This is a genomic window from Pseudomonas lopnurensis (assembly GCF_015070855.1).
Taxonomy (GTDB): domain Bacteria; phylum Pseudomonadota; class Gammaproteobacteria; order Pseudomonadales; family Pseudomonadaceae; genus Stutzerimonas; species Stutzerimonas lopnurensis.
The window spans coordinates 1-22200 of sequence record NZ_JADDIX010000008.1; the positions used below are offsets into that span (position 1 = coordinate 1).

Annotated in this window: 15 protein-coding genes; 13 read left to right on the plus strand and 2 right to left on the minus strand. The window is 63.1% G+C overall.

Going from position 1 to position 22200, the window contains the following annotated elements; genetic code table 11:
* Nucleotides 1-45: 45 nt before the first annotated feature.
* Nucleotides 46-2268 (minus strand): primosomal protein N', encoded by a 2223-nt coding sequence (locus tag IN820_RS01265; RefSeq protein WP_193679238.1) that lies wholly within the window; start codon nt 2266-2268, stop codon nt 46-48.
* A gap of 232 nt (nt 2269-2500) precedes the next feature.
* On the opposite strand from IN820_RS01265, the gene rpmE reads away from it, so the two are divergent.
* From rpmE to IN820_RS01280, 3 genes are all read left to right on the plus strand, one after another.
* A complete protein-coding gene (gene rpmE / locus IN820_RS01270; protein WP_003301052.1) occupies nt 2501-2713 on the plus strand; it encodes a 50S ribosomal protein L31 in 213 nt (70 codons plus the stop codon).
* Nucleotides 2714-2751: 38 nt separating this feature from the next.
* Complete coding sequence (locus IN820_RS01275; protein WP_207793461.1) at nt 2752-3528, plus strand: thermonuclease family protein; 777 nt, start codon at nt 2752-2754, stop codon at nt 3526-3528.
* A gap of 156 nt (nt 3529-3684) precedes the next feature.
* Nucleotides 3685-4953 carry a malic enzyme-like NAD(P)-binding protein gene (locus tag IN820_RS01280; RefSeq protein ID WP_193679240.1) on the plus strand — a complete coding sequence of 423 codons (1269 nt, stop codon included), beginning with the start codon at nt 3685-3687 and terminating at the stop codon, nt 4951-4953.
* 77 nt (nt 4954-5030) lie between these two features.
* Here the strand turns inward: IN820_RS01280 and IN820_RS01285 are convergent, their stop codons facing one another.
* On the minus strand, nt 5031-7469 hold the full coding sequence (locus tag IN820_RS01285; protein ID WP_193679241.1) for a penicillin-binding protein 1A: 2439 nt from the start codon (nt 7467-7469) through the stop codon (nt 5031-5033).
* A gap of 180 nt (nt 7470-7649) precedes the next feature.
* Between IN820_RS01285 and IN820_RS01290 the strand changes: the two genes are divergently transcribed.
* The 10 genes from IN820_RS01290 (at nt 7650) to IN820_RS01335 (ending at nt 21983) form a co-directional block, all read left to right on the plus strand.
* A complete protein-coding gene (locus IN820_RS01290; protein WP_193679242.1) occupies nt 7650-8714 on the plus strand; it encodes a pilus assembly protein PilM in 1065 nt (354 codons plus the stop codon).
* Nucleotides 8714-9286 (plus strand): type 4a pilus biogenesis protein PilN, encoded by a 573-nt coding sequence (pilN, locus tag IN820_RS01295; protein WP_193679243.1) that lies wholly within the window; start codon nt 8714-8716, stop codon nt 9284-9286. The genes IN820_RS01290 and pilN overlap by 1 nt, the downstream gene beginning before the upstream one ends.
* Nucleotides 9283-9906, plus strand: coding sequence for a type 4a pilus biogenesis protein PilO (gene pilO / locus IN820_RS01300; protein WP_193679244.1), 624 nt, complete (start codon nt 9283-9285; stop codon nt 9904-9906). The genes pilN and pilO overlap by 4 nt, the downstream gene beginning before the upstream one ends.
* Nucleotides 9903-10430 (plus strand): type 4a pilus biogenesis lipoprotein PilP, encoded by a 528-nt coding sequence (pilP, locus tag IN820_RS01305; protein WP_193679245.1) that lies wholly within the window; start codon nt 9903-9905, stop codon nt 10428-10430. The genes pilO and pilP overlap by 4 nt, the downstream gene beginning before the upstream one ends.
* Before the next feature lie 53 nt (nt 10431-10483).
* Nucleotides 10484-12592 carry a type IV pilus secretin PilQ gene (gene pilQ / locus IN820_RS01310; RefSeq protein ID WP_193679246.1) on the plus strand — a complete coding sequence of 703 codons (2109 nt, stop codon included), beginning with the start codon at nt 10484-10486 and terminating at the stop codon, nt 12590-12592.
* A gap of 3 nt (nt 12593-12595) precedes the next feature.
* Nucleotides 12596-13141, plus strand: coding sequence for a shikimate kinase AroK (aroK, locus tag IN820_RS01315; RefSeq protein WP_193679247.1), 546 nt, complete (start codon nt 12596-12598; stop codon nt 13139-13141).
* A gap of 23 nt (nt 13142-13164) precedes the next feature.
* Nucleotides 13165-14268: a 3-dehydroquinate synthase gene (aroB, locus tag IN820_RS01320; protein ID WP_193679248.1), complete on the plus strand. Its 1104-nt coding sequence runs from the start codon at nt 13165-13167 to the stop codon at nt 14266-14268.
* 10 nt (nt 14269-14278) lie between these two features.
* On the plus strand, nt 14279-15829 hold the full coding sequence (locus IN820_RS01325) for an AAA family ATPase (RefSeq protein WP_193679249.1): 1551 nt from the start codon (nt 14279-14281) through the stop codon (nt 15827-15829).
* Nucleotides 15830-16002: 173 nt separating this feature from the next.
* Nucleotides 16003-20451 (plus strand): glutamate synthase large subunit, encoded by a 4449-nt coding sequence (gltB, locus tag IN820_RS01330; RefSeq protein WP_193679250.1) that lies wholly within the window; start codon nt 16003-16005, stop codon nt 20449-20451.
* A 110-nt stretch (nt 20452-20561) separates the two neighbouring features.
* Nucleotides 20562-21983: an FAD-dependent oxidoreductase gene (locus tag IN820_RS01335; RefSeq protein WP_193679251.1), complete on the plus strand. Its 1422-nt coding sequence runs from the start codon at nt 20562-20564 to the stop codon at nt 21981-21983.
* The last annotated feature ends 217 nt before the right edge of the window (nt 21984-22200 follow it).

Here is a 22200-nt window from a genome sequence, read left to right on the forward strand (position 1 = left end):
AGCTTGCAGCTTGCAGCTTGCAGCTTGCAGCTTGCAGCTTGCAGCTTAAAAAAGATCGATCGGGTCCACGTCCAGGCTCCAGCGCACGGCGCGGCTGCCGGGCAGTTGCTCGAGATAGGGCAGCCAGGCGCTCATCAGGCGGTGCAGTGGCGCGCGGGCGTTGCCCTGCAGGAGCAGTTGCGCGCGGTAGCGGCCGGCGCGGCGTTCCATGGGAGCCGGTATGGGGCCGAGCAGTTCGATGCCGCCGAGTTCCAGCTCGTCGAGCAGGCGCTCGGCCTGGCTGCAGGCGTCGTCGAGGAACGCCTCGGCCTGCCCGGGCTTGTGCGCTTCGGCGCGCAGCAGGGCCAGATGGCTGAACGGCGGCAGGCCGGCGGCGCGGCGTTCGGACAGGGCCTGTTCGGCGAAGGCGAAGTAGCCCTGCTCGGTCAGTTGCACCAGCAACGGGTGATCGGCCAGGTGGGTCTGGATGATCACCTTGCCCGGCTCCTCGGCGCGTCCGGCGCGCCCGGCGACCTGGACGATCAACTGCGCCATGCGCTCGCTGGCGCGGAAATCGGCGGAGAACAGCCCGCCATCGGCATCGAGAATCGCCACCAGCGTCACGCGGGGAAAATGGTGGCCCTTGGCGAGCATCTGGGTTCCCACCAGCAGGCACGGCTCGCCGCGGTTGATGGTGCCGAACATCCGTTCCATCGCACCCTTGCGCGCGGTGCTGTCGCGGTCGATGCGCAGTACCGGGTAGTCGGGAAAGAGGATGCCGAGCCGCTCCTCGGCGCGTTCGGTGCCGGCACCCACCGGTCGCAGATCGACCTTGCCGCATTCCGGGCAGTTGCGCGGCGGTCGCTCGACATGCCCGCAATGATGGCAACGCAGTTCGTTGTGGCGCTGGTGCAAGGTCATGCGCGCGTCGCAGCGCGGGCACTGGCTGAGCCAGCCGCAATCGTGGCAGAGCAGGGTGGGGGCGAAGCCGCGGCGGTTGAGGTAGATCAGTACCTGCTGGCCGGCTGACAGGGTCTGGGCGATGGCCTGTTGCAGCGGCCCGGAGATGCCGGCGTCGAGCGGGCGGCTCTTCACGTCCAGGCGCAGGAAGCGCGGCGGCTTGGCGGCGCCGGCGCGCTGGGTCAGCTTGAGCAGCGCGTAGCGGCCCGCATGGGCGTTGTGCAGGCTTTCCAGCGAGGGCGTGGCCGAGCCGAGCAGGATCGGCAGGTTTTCCTGGCGGGCGCGCAGCAGCGCCAGGTCGCGGGCGTGGTAGCGCAGGCCTTCCTGCTGCTTGTAGGAGGCGTCGTGTTCCTCGTCGATGATGATCAGCCCGGGGTTCTTCATCGGCGTGAACAGCGCCGAGCGGGTGCCGATGACGATGTCCGCCTCGCCGTCGCGGGCGGCGAGCCAGGCGTCGAGTCGTTCGCGGCCGTTGATGTTGGAATGCAGCAGGGCGATCCGCGCGTTGAAGCGCTTCTCGAAGCGCGCCAGGGTCTGTGGCCCGAGATTGATCTCCGGGATCAGCACCAGCGCCTGCTTGCCGGCCTCCAGCACCTGGTGGATGAGCTGCAGATAGACCTCGGTCTTGCCACTGCCGGTGACGCCGGCCAGCAGGAAGGCGCGAAAGCCGCCGAAGCCCGCGCGCACCGCTTCGAAGGCGGCCCGCTGTTGCGGATTCAACGTCAGTTCCGGCTGCAGCAGCCAACTGCCGCTGTGGGCGCGGGGCGGGCTGCTGCGGCGCGAGTCGATGCGTACCAGGCCTTTTTCCAGCAAGAGGTCGAGGCTGTCCTTGTTCAGTTGCAGTTTGCCCAGCAATGCGTGCGGCAGGCCATGGGCATGCTGGGCGATTGCCTTCAGGGCTTCGCGCTGGCGCGGCGCGCGCGCCAGGCGCGGATCGTCGGGGCGGGCGCCATCGACCAGTTGCCAATAGCGTTCCTGGCGCGCCTCGGCCGGCTCGCCCTGGCGCAGCAGGACCGGCAGGGCCCAACTGAGGGTGTCGCCGAGGCTGTGCTGGTAGTACTGCGCGGTCCACAGGCAGAGCTTGAACAGCGTCGGCGGCAGGGGCGGCTGGAGGTCGAGCAGCTCCAGGGCGGGCTTGAGCTTGTCCTCGGCTACGTCGCTGTGCTCCGCCAGCTCCACCAGGATGCCGACCACCTCGCGCCGACCGAACGGCACGCGCAGGCGCATGCCCGGCTGCAGGGCACTGCGTGCGATGCCGGCCGGCGGGCGATAGTCGAACAGGCGGCGCAGCGGCGAGGGCAGCGCGAGGCGGAGGATGGTCGAGGGCACGCGGAGATCCTTGTTGTCGAGCGCCGATGGTAAACGATCATGCCGTGCAAAGCGCCGGCGGCCGCGGTTCGTGTCGGCCTGGGCAATTACCTGGAGGCCCATGCGGGCGCGGCTTGGCGTCGCCGACCGCCTGCGCTTGCATCACCCTAGCGCTCTGGTATGATTCGCGCCCTACTTCGTGCGGTACTCGACATAGGGTCGGGTGGCGGCACGCAATCCCAGAGGATTCATCATGAAAGCCGATATCCATCCCAACTACGTCGAAATCGAAGCCACCTGCAGCTGCGGCAACGTCATCAAGACCCGCTCCACGCTGGGCAAGAACCTGAACATCGACGTGTGCTCCGAGTGCCACCCGTTCTACACCGGCAAGCAGAAGGTACTGGATACCGGCGGCCGTATCGATCGCTTCAAGCAGCGTTTCGGTGTGTTCGGCGCCAAGTAAGCCGGCGCGGCGGGAATCCGGTGGGATTTTCCGAGCACATGAAAAAGGCGTCCCTGGTGGGCGCCTTTTTCGTTTCCGTCTTCTGGAATGTCCAGGCGCTGGCCTTCTGCCCGGCGCCTGGACGCCTTCCGCAGGTGGAGGTCGCGCGCGTCGTCGACGGCGACACCCTGCGCCTCGCGGACGGGCGCAGCGTGCGTCTGATTGGCCTCAACGCGCCGGAACTCGGTCGCGAGGGGCGCCAGGCGGAACCCTTCGCCGAGGCGGCGCGGCGCCAGCTGCAATCGTTGGTGCAGGGCAGCGGCGGACGGGTCGGGCTGAGTCTGGGGCACGAGCCGAAGGACCGCTACGGGCGCGTGCTCGCGCATGTCTACGATACCCGGGGCGGTAATCTCGAGGCGGAGCTGCTCGCCGAAGGGCTGGGGTTCATGGTGGCAGTGGCGCCCAATGTCGCGCTGGTCGACTGCCATCGGGCCGCGGAACGGCAGGCGCGCCAGGCGGGCAAGGGCGTCTGGCGCAAGCCGCCGCTGCAGTCGGCGCATTCGCTGCGCCAGGGCGGTTTCGCCTTGCTCGGCGGCAGGGTCGAGCGAGTCGAACGCAACCGTGCCGGCTTCTGGCTGGAGATGGATGGTCCCCTGGTGCTGCACGTGCCGGTGCAGGCCTTCGACGCCTTCGATACGGCGCGCCTGCCCAGGCTGGCCGGAAAAACCATCGAGGCGCGCGGCTGGGTGGTCGATCGGCGCGGGCGCAACGCTCGCGATCAGGCCCGCTGGATGTTGCGGGTGACGCATCCGGCCATGCTGGACCTACCGCGCTGACCCATTGGCCACGTGTTTCCGGTCGTTAAACCGTCTACCCTAAAGTCGTAATGCCGGAGGCTTGACAGTCCATCCATCCACTGGCTTGTGAGTGCGTTCGTTCTTGGCGTATGCTCGACCGCCTGTCTGTCCCAGTAAAATAAGCGGAAATGCCACATGACTGACCTGAAAACTGCCGCTCTCGAGTACCACGCCCAGCCCCGTCCCGGAAAGCTGAGCGTCGAGCTGACCAAGCCCACCGCCACCGCTCGTGACCTTTCCCTGGCCTACAGCCCGGGTGTCGCCGAGCCCGTTCGCGAGATCGGTCGCGATCCGGAACTGGCCTACCGCTACACCGGCAAGGGCAACCTGGTGGCGGTAATCTCCGATGGCACCGCTATTCTCGGCCTGGGTAACCTGGGGCCGCTGGCCTCCAAGCCGGTCATGGAAGGCAAGGGTGTACTGTTCAAGCGCTTCGCCGGCGTCGATGTGTTCGACATCGAGGTCGATGCCGAGAGCCCGCAGGCCTTCATCGATACCGTCAAACGTATTTCGATCACCTTCGGCGGCATCAACCTGGAGGACATCAAGGCGCCCGAATGCTTCGAGATCGAGCGTGCGCTGATCGAGCAGTGCGACATTCCGGTGTTCCACGATGACCAGCACGGAACCGCGATCGTAACCGCGGCGGGCATGCTCAATGCCCTGGAAATCGCCGGCAAGACTCTCGAGCAGGCCAGGATCGTCTGCCTCGGTGCCGGTGCTGCGGCGACGTCCTGCATGAAGCTGCTGGTGAGCATGGGCGCGAAGATCGAGAACATCTTCATGATCGACCGCAAGGGCGTCATCCATGCCGGTCGTGACGATCTGAACCAGTACAAGGCCGTGTTCGCCCACGAAACCGACAAGCGTACTCTCGATGATGCCCTTGACGGCGCCGATGTCTTCGTCGGCCTGTCCGGCGCCAACCTGCTGAGCGCCGAAGGCCTCAAGCGCATGGCGCCGAACCCGGTGGTCTTCGCCTGCTCCAACCCGGATCCGGAGATCAGCCCCGAGCTGGCGCACGCGACGCGTTCCGACGTGATCATGGCCACCGGGCGTTCCGACTACCCGAACCAGGTCAACAACGTGCTTGGCTTCCCCTTCATCTTCCGTGGCGCGCTGGACGTTCGTGCCACGCGCATCAATGAAGAGATGAAGATCGCTGCCGCCCTGGCATTGCGCGACCTCGCCAAGCTGCCGGTACCGGCGGAAGTCGCTGCTGCCTACGGTGTGGACGACTTGCAGTTCGGGCGCGAGTACATCATTCCGAAACCGATGGATCCGCGTCTGATCACCCTGGTGTCCGACGCCGTCGCCAAGGCCGCCATCGAGAGTGGCGTGGCGACGCTGCCTTATCCGGCACACTATCCGTTGACGTCGGTGGCCGACGTATTCAACGGTTAAGGCGCAAGGCAGAAAAACGACAAACCCCGCTTCGGCGGNGGGGTTTGTCGTTTCTGGCAGGGCGACTTCGCGCCGGGTCAGAATAGGTCGAGCGGGGCGGCCTCGTTAGCCGGAAGCGGGCTGCCGGGCGCCTGCTGGCCGGGTTCGAACTCGCCCATCGGTGGCGGCGAGTCCTCGCTCTTGAACACCTCGAAATAGGCGTCGGGTGTGCCGGGCGTGGCGGCACGGCCGCTGACCGGATCGATGCGCAGCTTGAGCAGGCCGTCCGGCTCCGCAGGCGGATGCTCGGGCAGGTCCTTGAGCACGGCGCTCATGTAGTTCATCCAGATGGGCAGGGCCACCGTGCCGCCGTACTCATGGCGTCCGAGGCTCTGCGGCTGGTCGAAGCCGGCCCAGACGGTGGTGACGATATCGGCGTTGTAGCCGGAGAACCAGCTGTCGATCGAGTCGTTGGTGGTGCCGGTCTTGCCGGCGATGTCTTCGCGACCCATGGCCAGTGCCCGCCGGCCGGTACCGCGCTTGATCACGTCCTGCAACATGCTGGTCATGATGTAGGCGGTGCGCTCGTCGAGAATCTGCTCGGCGAAGCGTGGTTCCTGGCTGGCGCTTTCGTCGCTCTGCTCGGGGGCGAATGCTTGCGTCGGCACGGCACTGACTTCCACGTCGGGAGCGGGTGCCGCGGCTTCGCCCGGCCTGGGGACGCGCGCCGGGTTGGCCTCGAACAGCAGCTTGCCTTCACGGTCCTCGATCCGCTGGATCAGATAGGGCTCGATCTTGTAGCCGCCGTTGGCAAAGGCCGTCCAGCCGGTGGCGATCTCCATCGGGGTCAGCGTCGCGGTGCCCAGGGCGAGAGACAGGTTGCGTGGCAGATCCTGCGGGTTGAAGCCGAAGCGGCTGATGTAGTCGATGGTGTGATCGATGCCGATGGTCTGCAACAGGCGAATCGAAACCAGGTTGCGGGACTTGTAAAGCGCTTCGCGCATGCGGATCGGGCCGAGGAACGTATTGTTGTCGTTTTTCGGTCGCCAGATACGATCCATGCCTTGCTCGACGAAGACGATCGGCGAATCGTTCACCAGCGTGGCCGCGGTATAGCCGGCATCCAGCGCGGCGCTGTAGATGAAGGGCTTGAAGCTCGAGCCGGGCTGGCGCTTGGCCTGGATCGCGCGGTTGTAATTGCTCTGTCCGAAGGAGAAACCGCCGGCCAGGGCTTCGATCGAGCCGTCTTCGGGGTCGAGCGAAACCAGCGCGGCCTGCGCCTGGGGCACCTGGCTGAATATCGGCGTTCCGTCTTGCCAGCGGATGCGCACCAGGTCGCCCACCTTTGCCACGTCCGCCGGGCGCTGCGGTCTCGGCCCGAGGCTGTTGGTGGCGAGGAAGGGGCGGGCCCACTTCATGCTGTCCCAGGCGACTACATGCTCGCTGCCGTCGCGGATGAGTACCCGAATGCCATCGTTCTCGACCTGCGAGACGATGGCCGGGTGCAGATCGGACAGGTTTCTGCGCTTGGCCAGTTCCTGCAGCCAGCTTTCGCGCGGCTGATCGGCGAGGCGTGCCTCCGGACCGCGGTAGCCATGACGCTGGTCGTACTCGATCAGGCCGCTGTTGAGCGCGGCGTTGGCCGCCTCCTGCCGTTCGCGGGTGACGGTGGTGTGCACCCTGAATCCATCGGTGTAGGCCGCGCTGCCGTAACGCCCGACCATCTCCGCCCGTGCCATTTCGGCGATATAGGAGGCATCCAGCTCCGGTGCTGCGCCGTGGTAGCGCGCGCTTTCAGGCTCGGCCAGCGCCTGCTGATAGCGCGCTTCGTCGATCGAGCCCAGCCTGTACATGCGGCCGAGGATCCAGTCGCGTCGCTCCTTGCTGCGGGTCGGGTTGACCAATGGGTTGAATGCGGAAGGCGCCTTCGGCAGGCCGGCGATCATCGCCAGCTGCGCGAGGCTTAACTCTCCGATCGGCTTGCCGTAGTAGACCTGGGCTGCAGCCTCGACCCCGTAGGCGCGATGGCCCAGGTAGATCTTGTTGACGTACAGCTCGAGGATCTCGTTCTTGCTCAGCTCGCGCTCTATCTGCAGCGCCAGCAGGATCTCGTTGATCTTGCGCGAGAAGCTTCTTTCGCTGGTCAGGAAATAGTTCTTCGCCACCTGCATGGTGATGGTGCTGCCGCCGGTCTGAATCTGTCCGGTTTTCAATAATTGCGTGGCAGCGCGCATCAGGCCGGTTATGTCGACGCCATAATGATTGGCGAAATTGTCGTCTTCGGCGGCCAGCAGGGCCTGGATGAAGTCCTTGGGGATGTCTTCGAAACGAATCGGCGAGCGGCGCATCTCGCCGAATTCAGCGATCAGCCTGTCGTCGGCGCTGTAGACACGCAACGGTATCTGTAGCTGTATGCTGCGCAGAGCGTCGACCGAGGGCAGGTTCGGGCTCAAGTAGAGAAAGGCACCGCTGACGCTGAGTAATAGTGCGCAGAAAAATGCCAGGCACGACCAAAGGAAAAATTTCAAAACACGCATCGGGGTTCTTGGAATCCAGGATTTGGGAGGGGGGAGTGACAGACGATGCTGAAAGGGAAAACCGTTCACATTATAAGCGTTTTTTTTGCTGGGTAGCCATTTGCGCTTCTGTCAAGGCTGTTATCTAATGTGGATAAACATAATTAATCCGTAAGTTGCGGATAAAGAAGGAAATCGGTCGTGCTAGGGCTCTTCACTAAGAAAGCGAACACGCTACTTGGGATCGATATCAGTTCGACCTCAGTCAAGCTTCTCGAATTAAGTCGATCGGGCAATCGGTATCGCGTGGAGGCCTACGCCGTCGAGCCGCTCCCGCCGAACGCCGTCGTCGAGAAGAATATCGCTGAACTTGATGGAGTCGGCCAGGCGTTGCAGCGTGTGGTGGCAAAAGCCAAGGCCGGCAGCAAGGCGGCGGCCGTGGCGGTGTCCGGTTCGGCGGTCATCACCAAGAGCATCGAGATGGATGCCGGGCTGTCGGATGACGAGCTCGAGAACCAGCTGAAGATCGAAGCCGATCAGTACATTCCCTATCCCCTCGAGGAAGTAGCGATCGATTTCGAAGTGCAAGGCCCGGCGACGCGCGCTCCCGGGCGGGTCGAGGTCCTTCTCGCCGCCTGCCGCAAGGAGAACGTCGAGATTCGCGAGGCCGCGCTGGCCCTGGCCGGTCTGACCGCCAAGGTTGTCGATGTCGAAGCCTATGCCCTCGAGCGCTCCTGCGGATTGCTGGCGTCGCAGCTGGGCACGGGCCACGATGAATTGACCGTCGCGGTGGTGGATATCGGTGCCACCATGACGACGCTGAGTGTTCTGCATAATGGACGTACCATCTATACCCGTGAGCAGCTTTTCGGTGGTCGCCAACTGACCGAGGAAATCCAGCGTCGCTACGGCTTGTCCGTGGAGGAAGCTGGTCTTGCCAAGAAGCAGGGTGGGCTTCCAGACGACTATGACAACGAGGTACTGCTTCCGTTCAAGGAGGCCGTGGTTCAGCAAGTCTCGCGCTCACTGCAATTCTTCTTCGCCGCAGGGCAGTTCCACGATGTCGACTGCATTCTCCTTGCGGGTGGCACGGCATCCATTCCCGATCTCGATCGGTTGATTCAACAGAAGATCGGGACCCAGACCCTGGTCGCGAATCCGTTTGCCGATATGGCCTTGAGCAACAAGGTCAACGCGGGTGCGTTGGCCAGTGATGCGCCCGCGCTGATGATCGCCTGTGGCTTGGCGCTGAGGAGTTTCGACTGATGGCGCAGATCAATCTTCTCCCCTGGCGTGAGCAACTGCGCGAAGAGCGCAAGCAGCGCTTTCTAGCCTCCCTTGTCGGGGTTCTCGTCGTTGCCGCTGGCCTCGTATTTCTTGGTGATCGCTATTTCGAGAGCGCGATGGAGCAACAGAATGCGCGCAACGAGTTCATCCGCAAGGAAATAGCCGTGTTGGACGCCCGCATCAAGGAGATCAAGGAGCTGAAGGAACGCAGGCAGCAGTTGCTGGAGCGAATGAAGATCATCCAGGATCTGCAGGGTAATCGGCCGATTATCGGCCGGATTTTCGACCAGTTGGTGCGCACGCTTCCGGATGGCGTCTATTTCACGGCGCTGAAGATGACCGGAAAGAACATTGCAATCGTCGGTGCGGCTGAATCGAACAACCGTGTCTCCAATCTGATGCGCAATCTTGATGGATCGGACTGGCTGGAAGCGCCCAACTTGAATGAGGTCAAGGCGGTTACCGCAGGCGCGGTCGATCAGGCAAACGTGTTCCAGCTGACGGTGCAGCAGACGCAGCCGGCCGTCTCTACGGAAGGAAGCAAACCATGAGCCTGGCTGAGTCGTTGGAAAGTCTTCGCAAGGTCGATCTTGCTGATCTGGACCTGAACAACCTGGGCTCCTGGCCTGCGCCGGTCAAATTCATCACTGGCGTATTACTGCTGGTGGCTGTGCTGGCGCTTGGATATTACTTCCATCTGCAGGATATGCAGGTGCAACTCGAGCAGCAGCAGGCGCAGGAAGTCACGCTGAAGCAGCAGTTTTCGACCAAGGCGTTCCAGGCCGCGAATCTGGAAGCCTACAAAGAACAAATGATCGAAATGGAGTCTTCCTTCGGCGCTCTCCTGCGGCAGTTGCCCAGCGATACCGAGGTGCCGGGCTTGCTGGAGGATATTACCCGTACAGGTCTGGGTAGCGGACTCGAGTTCGAAGAAATCAAATTGCAGCCGGAAGTGGCGCAACAGTTTTACATCGAATTGCCTATCCAGATAAAAGTTGTTGGCGCCTATCACGATTTGGCGACTTTCGTCAGCGGAGTGGCAAGTCTTCCACGTATCGTTACCCTTCATGATTTCGAAATTAATCCTGAAAGCAAGGAAACGACTTCGAAGTTGCGTATGAATATCCTGGCCAAGACCTACCGTTATAACGACAAGGGACTGGAGCAATGAACGGATCCCGTTTTACTGCGCTTTTTTTAAGCTTCGCATTATTGTCGGGTTGCGGAACCGGTTCGGATTTTGGCGATTTGCAGCAGTACCTCGACGAGGTTCGTGCGAAACCTAAAGGAACCATCGAGCCCCTGCCTGCCTTCATTCCTTACGAGGCGTTTACCTATAGCGCTGCAGCCTTGCGCCATCCGTTTCAGCCTCCGGTGAAGCTCGATCTGACGCAGCGCCAGAAGGGATCGAAAGATATCCACCCTGACGAGACTCGGGTCAAGCAGTTTCTCGAAGGTTTCAATATCGAGAACTTCGTCATGGTCGGTACGCTGGCCAATGGCGGTGGCAGGTACGCCCTCATCAAAGGCGGAGAAGGGGTTCACCGAGTCAAGGTTGGTGATTATCTGGGGCGCAATCATGGTCGCATCGTCGAGATCAGCGATGCCGGCGTGGATGTGCTGGAAATCGTACCCGATGGAGAGGGTGGGTGGCTTGAGCGCCCGCGCAGCCTGACCTTGAAAGAGCGCACCTAGCGCGGGGCTAAAGCATGGAAAACCTATACCGGTCTGCACAACGGAAGCAACTTATGAACAGCACCCTCTCTCGCCTCGGTTTGTCCTTGCTGGCGGCATTCGTATCGCCTGCATTGCTGGCCGCCAACCTGAATGCATTGGATGTGGCCTCGCTCCCTGGGGATCGCGTCGAGTTGAAACTGGCATTCGACGAGCCGGTGGCCGCGCCGCGGGGGTATACGCTGGACCAACCGGCACGTATTGCCCTGGATTTGCCTGGAGTGTCCAACAAGCTGGGCGCCAAGAATCGTGAGCTGGGCGTGGGTAATGCGCGTAGCGTGACCTTGGTCGAGGCGCAGGGGCGCACTCGAATGATCGTCAATCTCACGTCTCTCGTGCCCTATTCGACGCGCGTCGAGGGGAACCACCTATTCGTCGTGCTGGGCGAAAGCGCTGGCGGCAGCGCTGCTGCGCCAGCGGCATCCAGCCCCTCCGTCGCCACGCCGGCGCCGGCCAAGGCAATAACCGGAAAGGCCATCGACAACATCGATTTCCGTCGTGGCGACGACGGCGCCGGCAACGTCATCATTACGCTTTCCGATCCGTCGGTAAGCTCCACGATCGAAGAGCAAGGTGGCAAGATTCGTGTCGTCTTTGCCAAGACGCAGTTGCCGGAGTCGCTGCGAGTGCGCCTCGACGTGCAGGATTTCGCCACCCCGGTGAAGTTCGTCGATTCGACCGCTCAGTCCGACGGGGCGAGCATCGCCATCGAGCCGACCGGCCGCTACGACTATCTGGCCTATCAGACCGACAACAAACTGACCATCAGCATCAAGCCGCTCACGGAAGATGAGGCCGAGAAGCAGAAGGCGGATCGCTTTGCCTATTCCGGCGAAAAGCTGTCGCTGAACTTTCAGGATATCGACGTTCGCTCCGTGCTCCAGCTGATCGCCGACTTTACCGATCTGAACCTGGTGGCCAGTGATACGGTGAGTGGCAATATCACCCTGCGCCTGCAGAACGTGCCGTGGGACCAGGCGCTGGATCTGGTGCTCAAGACCAAGGGGCTGGACAAGCGCCAAGTGGGCAACGTGCTGCTGGTTGCGCCAGCTGACGAGATCGCCGCACGTGAGCGCCAGGAACTGGAATCGAAACGCCAGATCGCCGAGCTTGCCCCGCTGCGCCGCGAGGTGGTGCAGGTCAATTACGCCAAGGCGGCCGACATCGCTCGCCTGTTCCAGTCGGTGACAGACAATGGGGGGATTGCAGAAGATCGGGGCTCGATCGCTGTCGATGATCGTACCAACAACATCATCGCCTATCAGACTCAGGAGCGGCTCGATGAGCTGCGCCGGATCGTGGCGCAGCTGGACATTCCGGTCCGCCAGGTGATGATCGAGGCGCGTATCGTTGAGGCCAATGTCGGATACGACAAGGCGCTAGGGGTGCGCTGGGGCGGCAGCTACACCAATGACAATTGGGGTTTCTATGGCAAGGATGGCGCGATAGGTTTCGATGATGACGGGGTGGCCCGCCTGCCGGGAACTGATACGGTCGGTAATTTTACGCTCGAGGATGGACTTGCCCCGGTTCCCTTCGTGGATTTGGGGGTGCTGGGCAGCACTTCCGGGATCGGGATCGGTTTTGTATCGGATCACGGTATTCTTGACCTGCAATTATCGGCAATGGAGAAAACCGGTAATGGCGAAATTGTTTCTCAACCCAAGGTGGTAACCGCTGACAAGGAAACAGCCAAGATTCTGAAAGGCGCCGAGATTCCTTATCAAGAGGCCAGCTCAAGTGGGGCCACGTCAACATCCTTCAAGGAGGCGGCTCTATCGCTTGAGGTGACGCCCCAGATCACACCGGATAACCGTATCATCATGGAAGTCAAGGTCACAAAAGATGCACCCGACTTCGCTAATGCGCTGAATGGCGTACCGCCGATCAATAAGAACGAAGTCAATGCCAAGGTTCTTGTGACCGATGGCGAAACGATTGTCATTGGTGGTGTATTCTCTAACAGCCAGATCAGCAGCGTCGAAAAGGTACCGTTCCTGGGTGACGTTCCGTTCCTGGGGCGCTTGTTCCGGCGAGATGTGGTCGAAGATACAAAATCCGAACTCTTGGTGTTTTTGACGCCTAGAATCCTCAACTATCAATCGGTCGCCGTGAGCCAATAGCCGTTGCACAACTTCATCCTCGTGGGCCCGATGGGCGCTGGAAAAAGCACCATCGGGCGTTTGCTTGCCAAAGAGCTACGGTTGCCCTTCAAGGACTCCGACAAGGAGATCGAGCAGCGTACCGGCGCCAGCATTCCCTTGATCTTCGATGTCGAGGGCGAGGCGGGCTTCCGCGAGCGTGAGCATGCGGTAATCGCTGATCTTTGCCAGCTCGATGGTGTGGTGCTCGCAACCGGTGGCGGTGCGGTGTTGCGCGAGGATAACCGCCAGGCGCTGCGCGCCGGGGGGCGCATCGTCTACCTCTGTACATCGGTCGAGCAGCAGCTCGAACGCACTTCCCGGGACCGCAACCGACCGCTGCTGCAGGCGGCCAATCCGCGGCAGGTATTGGCGGGCCTCATGGCTATTCGCGATCCGCTGTATCGCTCGATAGCGGACATCATCATCGAAACCGACGAGCGACCGCCGCGGCTCGTGGTCATGGAAATCCTCGATCGTCTTGCGTCGCTGCCGCCTCGTGAAAGCCTGGATGAATCTGCGCTATCCTAGCCCTCTTTATTCGTGGGGGCCCCATGCAGACTCTTCAGGTCGAGCTCGACGAGCGTAGCTATCCCATCCATATCGGCGAGCGGCTGATCGAGCGCAGCGAGCTGTTTGCCGAGCGGATCCGCGGCCGGCAGGTCGCCATCGTCACCAATGAGACGGTAGCCCCGCTTTATCTCGACCGGTTGACGCGGACCCTCTGCGATTACGCCGTCACGCCTGTGATCCTTCCTGACGGTGAGGCCCACAAGAACTGGCAGACCCTTCAGCTCATTTTCGATGCGCTGCTTGGCGCCCGGCATGATCGCCACACCACGGTAATCGCGCTCGGCGGCGGTGTGATCGGCGACATGGCCGGCTATGCGGCGGCCAGCTATCAGCGCGGAGTGGACTTCATTCAGGTGCCGACTACCCTGCTGTCCCAGGTCGACTCGTCGGTTGGTGGCAAGACCGGCATCAATCACCCGCTGGGCAAGAACATGATCGGCGCGTTCTACCAGCCCAGGGCGGTGGTGATCGATACCACGACGCTGGCGACGCTGCCGTCGCGCGAGTTGTCGGCGGGCCTTGCCGAGGTGATCAAGTATGGGCTGATCTGCGACGAGCCATTTCTCGGCTGGCTCGAGGCGAATATCGACCGGCTGCGTGCGCTGGATCCGGCCGCTCTGACCGAGGCCATTCATCGTTCCTGCGCGGCCAAGGCCAGGGTGGTCAATGCCGATGAGCGGGAGTCCGGTATCCGTGCCATCCTCAATCTCGGCCATACCTTCGGCCATGCGATAGAAACCCATATGGGATATGGCGTCTGGTTGCACGGCGAGGCCGTGGCGGCGGGCACCGTGATGGCATTGGAGATGTCATGTCGACTGGGTTGGATCCAGCCGGCCGAGCGTGATCGGGCTGTGCGGTTGCTGCAGCGGGCGGCGCTGCCGGTGGTGCCGCCGGCCGAGATGCGGCCGCAGGATTTTCTCGAGCACATGGCGGTCGACAAGAAGGTCTTGAATGGCCAGTTGCGGCTGGTCCTGCTCAAGCGGATGGGGGAGGCGGTGGTTACCGGTGACTTCCCTCGTGATGTGCTGGAGGCCACATTGCGCGTCGACTACGGCGCGCTGACGGAACACTTGGGGGAGTGAGAATATTTCCATGACCAGTTTGTCCGCGGACGATGCGTTCCTGAACCATTACGGCTTCAGCCATGATCCATTTGCCGCTCGTGTTCCGGGCTTCAAGTTCTTTCCTGCACAGCGCAAGCCGGTGCTCGGGCAACTCCATCATCTGGCGCGCTACAGTCAGTTGCTGTTGGTCGTGACGGGACCTGAAGGCAGCGGCAAGACGCTGCTGCGTCAGGCGCTGGTGGCCAGCAGCAACAAGCAATCGGTTCAGAGCGTGGTCATCACTCCGCAGGCGACGATCGACGCCAGCGCGCTGCTTGTGCAGATCGCCCAGGCGCTGAACAGCCAGGATGCCGACTTCGATGCGGTGATGGCGCAGATCACCCAGCTTGCCTTGACCGGCCAGGAGGTCTACCTGCTGGTGGATGATGCCGAGCGCCTGACCGGCGCTGCGGTGGAGACCCTGCTACGCCTGGCGGCCGGAAGGCATGAGGCTCGGCCGCATGTATTCCTGTTCGGCGAGCCGTCTCTGGTCGGACGGCTGGACGCACTGAGCGAGGGCGAAGAGCGTTATCACGCCATCGCGCTGCAGCCCTATGAAGAAGATGAAACCCGCGAGTATCTGGCGCTGCGGCTCGATGGCGCTGGTGGCGGTATCGAGTGTTTCAGCGAAGAGCAGATCCTGCATATCCACGAGCAGTCGGGTGGCTGGCCGGGTGCGATCAATGAGGCGGCGCGGGACGAACTGCTTGCCGCGATGCAGAGCGCCAGAGGGCGGGGAAAGACGAGAGGGATGGCGCTGCCGTTGCCGAAGAAACACCTGTTGGCTGCGTTGGGCGTGGCCTGTGTCGTCGGCCTCGCGTTTGTGCTGTTGCGCGGCGGGGAGGATCAGCGTTCCGCTCCTGCGGAAGCGACGCGTTTGGCCCTGCAGGGTTCCGAGCCGGTTGCGCCGTCGGGGGATGCGGTCGAGCGGGAGCGTGAAGCGGCGATCGAGTTCGACGGCGCGGAACGCCCCCTGTCCTTGCCGCTGGCCGGTGATGCGCAGCCGGTCATTCGCGAGCCGCTTGCCGCTGCTGCGGGCGGTGAAGAGGAAGGCGATGAAACGCTGTCCGGAACACAGGCGCCGACAGGGACGGCTCCTGCGGCCCCTGTGTCGACAGAGCGAGTCGACCCGGCACCAAAGCCTGCTCCGGCGCCCTCGGTCGCGCCTGCACCTGCGCTTGCACCTGCCGAGCCAGTGCGGCAAATTGCCGCGAAACCTGCGCCGGCCCCCGCGCCGAGGACTCCGAGCGTAGCGGGAGGCTGGTACGCCAGCCAGCCGGGGACCAACTACCTGGTCCAGGTCCTCGGTACACGGGCCGAGAAGAATGCCCAGGCGCTCGTCCAGCAGCACGGTGGCAGCTACCGCTACTTCGTCAAACAGCATCAGGGCAAACCCCTATATGTCGTGACTTACGGTAACTTCGCCAATCGCGCCGCAGCGGTGGCGGCGGTCAAGTCGCTGCCCGCTGCGTTGCAGGCGGGCAAGCCTTGGGTGCGTAGTTTCGCCAGTGTGCAACAGGAAATCAGTCAGGCGCGTTAAAAGATGCCCCAAAAAAGTGCGTAACGCACTGTTTTGGAGCTTGCAAAAATAAATTGTGCCGTTCCACCTGGCTTTGTAAACTGCTCCCCCTTTTGCCCACGTGAATGACGGGGCGATTCTGTGCGCCGTCAATAAGGGGTTGATTTACAACGCATTTAGCTGGTGGAGTGCCTATGAGAGCAGGTCTGTTTCGTCCTGAAGAGTTCAAGGATAACTGCGGCTTCGGTCTGATTGCCCACATGCAGGGCGAGGCAAGCCATCACCTGCTAAAGACTGCCATTCAGTCCCTGACCTGCATGACCCACCGCGGCGGTATCAACGCGGACGGCAAGACCGGTGATGGTTGCGGCCTGCTGATGCAGAAGCCCGATGCCTTCCTCCGTGCCCAGGCCCTCGAGCATTTCAATGCCGAGCTGCCCGCGCTCTACGCGGTCGGCATGATCTTCCTCAGCCAGGACGCTGGCGAAGCCGAGATTGCCCGGGCCCGCCTGAACGAAGAAATCGCCGCCCAGGGGCTGACGCTGGTGGGCTGGCGCGCAGTGCCCGTCGACACCAGCGTGCTCGGCCAACTGGCCCTGGCGCGCCTGCCGCGCATCGAGCAGGTTTACGTATCCGGTGACGGGCTCAGCGAGCGCGACTTCGGCGTCAAGCTGTTCTTCGCCCGGCGCCGGGCGGAAGTCGCCTTGGCCGGCGACAAGGCTTTCTATGTCTGCAGCCTGTCGGACAAGGACATCATCTACAAGGGCCTGATGATGCCAGCCGACCTGGCGCAGTTCTATCCGGACCTCGGCGACGAGCGCCTCGCGACGGCTATCTGCGTATTCCACCAGCGTTTCTCCACCAATACCATGCCGCAGTGGCGGCTGGCCCAGCCGTTCCGCTTTCTCGCGCACAACGGCGAGATCAACACCATCACCGGTAACCGCAACTGGGCCCAGGCGCGCCGCCTGAAGTTCACCAACGAGCTGTTGCCGGATCTCGAAAGCCTGTCGCCGCTGATCAACCGCACCGGTTCGGACTCCTCGAGCATGGACAACATGCTCGAACTGTTGGTCACCGGCGGCATGGATCTGTTCCGCGGCCTGCGCATGATCATTCCGCCGGCCTGGCAGAACGTCGAGACCATGGACCCGGATTTGCGCGCCTTTTACGAATTCAACTCCATGCACATGGAGCCCTGGGACGGTCCGGCCGGCGTGGTGCTGACCGATGGCCGCCATGCCGTCTGCCTGCTCGACCGCAACGGCCTGCGCCCGGCCCGCTGGGTGACCACCAAGAACGGTTACATCACCCTGGCCTCCGAAGTCGGCGTGTGGGACTACAAGCCCGAGGACGTTCTGGCCAAGGGCCGTGTCGGCCCGGGCCAGATCCTCGCCGTGGACACCCACACCGGCAAGGTGCTGCATACCGATGACATCGACAATCACCTGAAGTCGCAGCAGCCCTACAAGAAGTGGCTGCGCCAGAATGCCCTGCGCATCCAGTCGACCCTGGACGACAACGATCATGGTTCGGCCTTCTACGATGCCGACCAGCTCAAGCAGTACATGAAGATGTTCCAGGTCACCTTCGAGGAGCGTGACCAGGTGCTGCGTCCACTGGCCGAACAGGGCCAGGAAGCGGTTGGCTCGATGGGCGACGATACGCCGATGGCGGTGCTGTCGCGGCGCGTGCGGTCCCCTTACGACTACTTCCGCCAGCAGTTCGCCCAGGTCACCAACCCGCCGATCGACCCGCTGCGCGAAGCCATCGTGATGTCGCTGGAAACCTGTCTGGGTGCCGAGCGCAACGTCTTCGAGGAAACGCCCGAGCATGCCAACCGCGCGATCCTGACCACACCGGTGATCTCCCCGGCGAAGTGGCGCAGCATCATGGAACTGGACCGGCCGGGCTTCGAGCGGCAGGTCATCGACCTCAACTACGACGAAAGCTTCGGTCTCGAGGCGGCGATCCGCAATATCGTCGACCAGGCCGAGGAAGCCGTGCGCGGTGGCAAGGTGCTGCTGGTGCTCAGCGACCGTCACATCGCACCGGGCAAGCTGCCGGTGCATGCCTCGCTGGCCGTCGGCGCCGTGCATCACCGTCTGGTCGAGACCGGCCTGCGCTGCAGCTGCAACATCCTGGTGGAAACCGCCACCGCCCGCGATCCGCACCACTTCGCGGTGCTGATCGGTTTCGGCGCGACCGCCGTCTACCCGTTCCTCGCCTACGAGGTGTTGGGCGATCTGATCCGTACCGGCGAAGTGCTGGGCGATCTCTACGAGGTGTTCAAGCACTACCGCAAGGGCATCTCCAAGGGGTTGATGAAGATCATCTCCAAGATGGGCATCTCCACCATCGCCTCCTACCGCGGAGCCCAGCTGTTCGAGGCCGTAGGCCTGTCCGAGGATGTGGTCGAGCTGAGCTTCCGCGGCGTCGCCAGCCGCATCCAGGGCGCCCGATTCGGCGACCTCGAGGCCGAGCAGAAGGCGCTCGCCGCCGAGGCCTGGAGCAATCGCAAGCCGATCCAGCAGGGCGGCCTGCTGAAGTTCGTCTACGGCGGCGAATACCATGCCTACAACCCCGACGTGGTCAGTGCGCTGCAGATGGCGGTGCAGAGTGGTGACTACAGCCGCTTCAAGGAATACACCGCGCTGGTCGACCAGCGGCCGGTGGCAATGCTGCGCGACCTGCTGAAAGTCAAAGTGGCCGAGCAACCGTTGGCGCTGGAAGAGGTCGAGCCGCTGGAGGCGATCCTCAAGCGCTTCGACTCGGCCGGCATCTCGCTCGGCGCGTTGTCGCCCGAGGCCCACGAGGCCATTGCCGCGGCCATGAACCGTATCGGCGCGCGTTCGAACTCCGGCGAGGGCGGCGAAGACCCGGCCCGCTACGGCACCGAGCGCAGCTCGAAGATCAAGCAGGTCGCCACTGGCCGTTTCGGTGTCACGCCGGAATACCTGGTCAACGCCGAAGTGCTGCAGATCAAGGTGGCGCAAGGCGCCAAGCCCGGCGAGGGCGGCCAGTTGCCCGGCGGCAAGGTCAACGGCCTGATCGCGCGGCTGCGCTATGCAGTGCCGGGCGTGACGCTGATTTCGCCACCGCCGCACCACGATATCTACTCCATCGAGGACCTGGCGCAACTGATCTTCGACCTCAAGCAGGTCAACCCGCAGGCGCTGGTATCGGTGAAGCTGGTGGCCGAGCCTGGCGTTGGCACCATCGCCGCCGGCGTGGCCAAGGCCTATGCCGACCTGATCACCATTTCCGGCTATGACGGTGGTACCGGCGCCTCGCCGCTGACCTCGATCCGCTATGCCGGCTCGCCCTGGGAGCTGGGCCTGGCCGAAACCCACCAGACCCTGCGCGGCAACGATCTGCGCGGCAAGGTCCGGGTACAGACCGACGGTGGCCTGAAGACCGGCCTGGACGTGATCAAGGCGGCTATCCTCGGTGCCGAGAGCTTCGGCTTCGGCACCGCGCCGATGATCGCGCTGGGCTGCAAATACCTGCGTATCTGTCACCTGAACAACTGCGCCACCGGCGTCGCGACGCAGAACGAGCAGTTGCGCAAGGACCACTTCATCGGCACCGTCGACATGGTGGTGAACTTCTTCCAGTTCGTCGCCGAGGAAACCCGCGAGTGGCTGGCCAGGCTGGGTGTGCGCAGCCTGGGCGAGCTGATCGGGCGTACCGACCTGCTCGAGATCCTGCCGGGCGAAACCGCCAAGCAGGGCAATCTGGACCTGACGCCGCTGCTCGGTGGCAACGACATCCCGGCCGACAAGCCGCAGTTCTGTCAGGTCGAGAAGAACCCGCCGTTCGACCAGGGCCTGCTGGCCGAGGAAATGGTCAAGCTGGCCAAGCGCGCCATCGAGGCCAGGAGCGGGGGCGAGTTCGAGCTGGATATCTGCAACTGCGACCGGTCCATCGGTGCCCGCGTGTCCGGCGAAATCGCCCGCCAGCACGGCAACCAGGGCATGGTCGGTGCGCCGATCACCTTCCGCTTCAAGGGGACTGCGGGCCAGAGCTTCGGCGTCTGGAACGCCGGTGGGCTCAACCTCTACCTCGAAGGCGATGCCAACGATTACGTCGGCAAGGGCATGACTGGCGGCAAGCTGGTGATCACTCCGCCGCAGGGCAGCGCCTACCGCTCGCAGGACTCGGCCATCATCGGCAACACCTGCCTGTATGGCGCCACGGGTGGCAAGCTGTTCGCCACCGGTACCGCGGGCGAGCGTTTCGCGGTGCGCAACTCCGGTGCCCATGCGGTCGTGGAAGGCACCGGCGACCATTGCTGCGAATACATGACCGGCGGCTTCGTCTGTGTGCTCGGCAAGACCGGGCACAACTTCGGCTCCGGCATGACTGGCGGTTTTGCCTACGTGCTGGACATGGACAACAGCTTCATCGATCGGGTGAACAACGAGCTGGTCAACCTACAGCGCATCACGGGTGAAACCATGGAGGCTCATCGCAGCCATCTGCAAGAGGTCTTGCGCGAATACGTCGCCGAAACCGCGAGCGCATGGGGTACCGAACTGCTGGATAACCTCGACGACTACCTGCGTCGTTTCTGGCTGGTCAAGCCCAAGGCGGCCAATCTGGCGTCGTTGCTGTCGAGCACTCGCGCGAACCCGCAATAAAAACAGCTTCAAGCCGTAAGCCTCGAGCCACGAGTGGTACGAGGCGCGGCTCCGTGATTGTCCTGCGGCTTGCAGCTTGAGGCTTGCCGCTGCTGTTAAGAGGTTTTGAAATGACTGAACGTCTGAATAACGACTTCCAGTTCATCGAGGTCGGGCGCAAGGACCCGAAGAAGAAGCTGCTGCGCCAGCGCAAGAAGGAATTCGTCGAGATCTACGAACCCTTCAAGCCGCAACAGGCCTGCGAACAGGCGCACCGCTGTCTGGGGTGCGGCAACCCCTATTGCGAGTGGAAGTGCCCGGTCCACAACTACATCCCCAACTGGCTCAAGCTGGTCTCCGAGGGCAACATCCTCGCGGCGGCCGAGCTGGCCCACCAGACCAACACCCTGCCGGAAGTCTGCGGCCGCGTCTGCCCGCAGGATCGCCTGTGCGAGGGTGCCTGTACCCTGAACGACGGCTTCGGCGCGGTGACCATCGGCTCGGTTGAAAAATACATCGCCGACACCGCCTTCGCCATGGGCTGGCGTCCGGACATGTCCAAGGTCAAGCCGACCGGCAAGAAGGTCGCCATCATCGGTGCCGGCCCGGCGGGCCTGGGCTGTGCCGACGTGCTGGTACGCAACGGCGTGACCCCGGTGGTGTTCGACCGCAACCCGGAAATCGGCGGCCTGCTGACCTTCGGCATTCCCGAGTTCAAGCTGGAGAAGACCGTGCTCAGCCGCCGTCGCGAGATCTTCAGCGGCATGGGCATCGAGTTCCGCCTCAACACCGAGGTGGGCACGGACGTGACCATCGAGCAGTTGCTGGCCGACTACGACGCGGTGTTCATGGGCATGGGCACCTACACCTACATGAAGGGTGGTTTCCCCGGCGAGGACCTGCCCGGCGTGCACGATGCGCTGGATTTCCTCATCGCCAACGTCAACCGCAACCTCGGTTTCGAAAAGTCCGCCGAGGACTTCATCGACATGAAGGGCAAGAAGGTGGTGGTGCTCGGCGGCGGCGACACCGCGATGGACTGCAACCGCACCTCCATCCGCCAGGGCGCCAAGAGCGTGACCTGCGCCTACCGCCGCGATGCCGCGAACATGCCGGGTTCGCGCCGCGAGGTGAAGAACGCCAAGGAAGAGGGCGTGAAGTTCCTCTTCAACCGTCAGCCCATCGCCATCGTCGGCGAAGGCAAGGTGGAGGGCGTCAAGGTGGTCGAGACGCGCCTTGGCGCGCCGGATGCCCGTGGACGCCGCAGTCCCGAGCCGATTCCGGGCTCCGAGCAGGTGCTGCCGGCCGATGCCGTGGTCATCGCCTTCGGTTTCCGCCCGAGCCCTGCGCCGTGGTTCGAGGCCCAGAGCATCCAGATCGACAACCAGGGTCGCGTCGTCGCCCCCGAAGTCGGTCACCCGTTCAAGCACCAGACCAGCAACCCGAAGATTTTCGCCGGTGGCGACATGGTCCGCGGTTCCGATCTGGTGGTGACGGCTATCTTCGAAGGGCGCCAGGCGGCCGAAGGGATCATGGATTACCTGGGCGTTTAAAGGCAGCTTCAAGCGGCAAGCCATAAGCGGCAAGAAAAGCGGAGCGGCAGCGTAGGGTGGGCTTCAGCGCACCAAATTCCGGCCCTGCCGTTCGGCTGGAACTACGGGAAATAGCGGCAGGCTTCAAGAAAGCTTGACGGGTGTCTGGAGCCAGCCGCCACACTGAGCAGCTTGCAGCTTGCAGCTTGCAGCTTGCAGCTTGCAGCTTGCAGCTTGC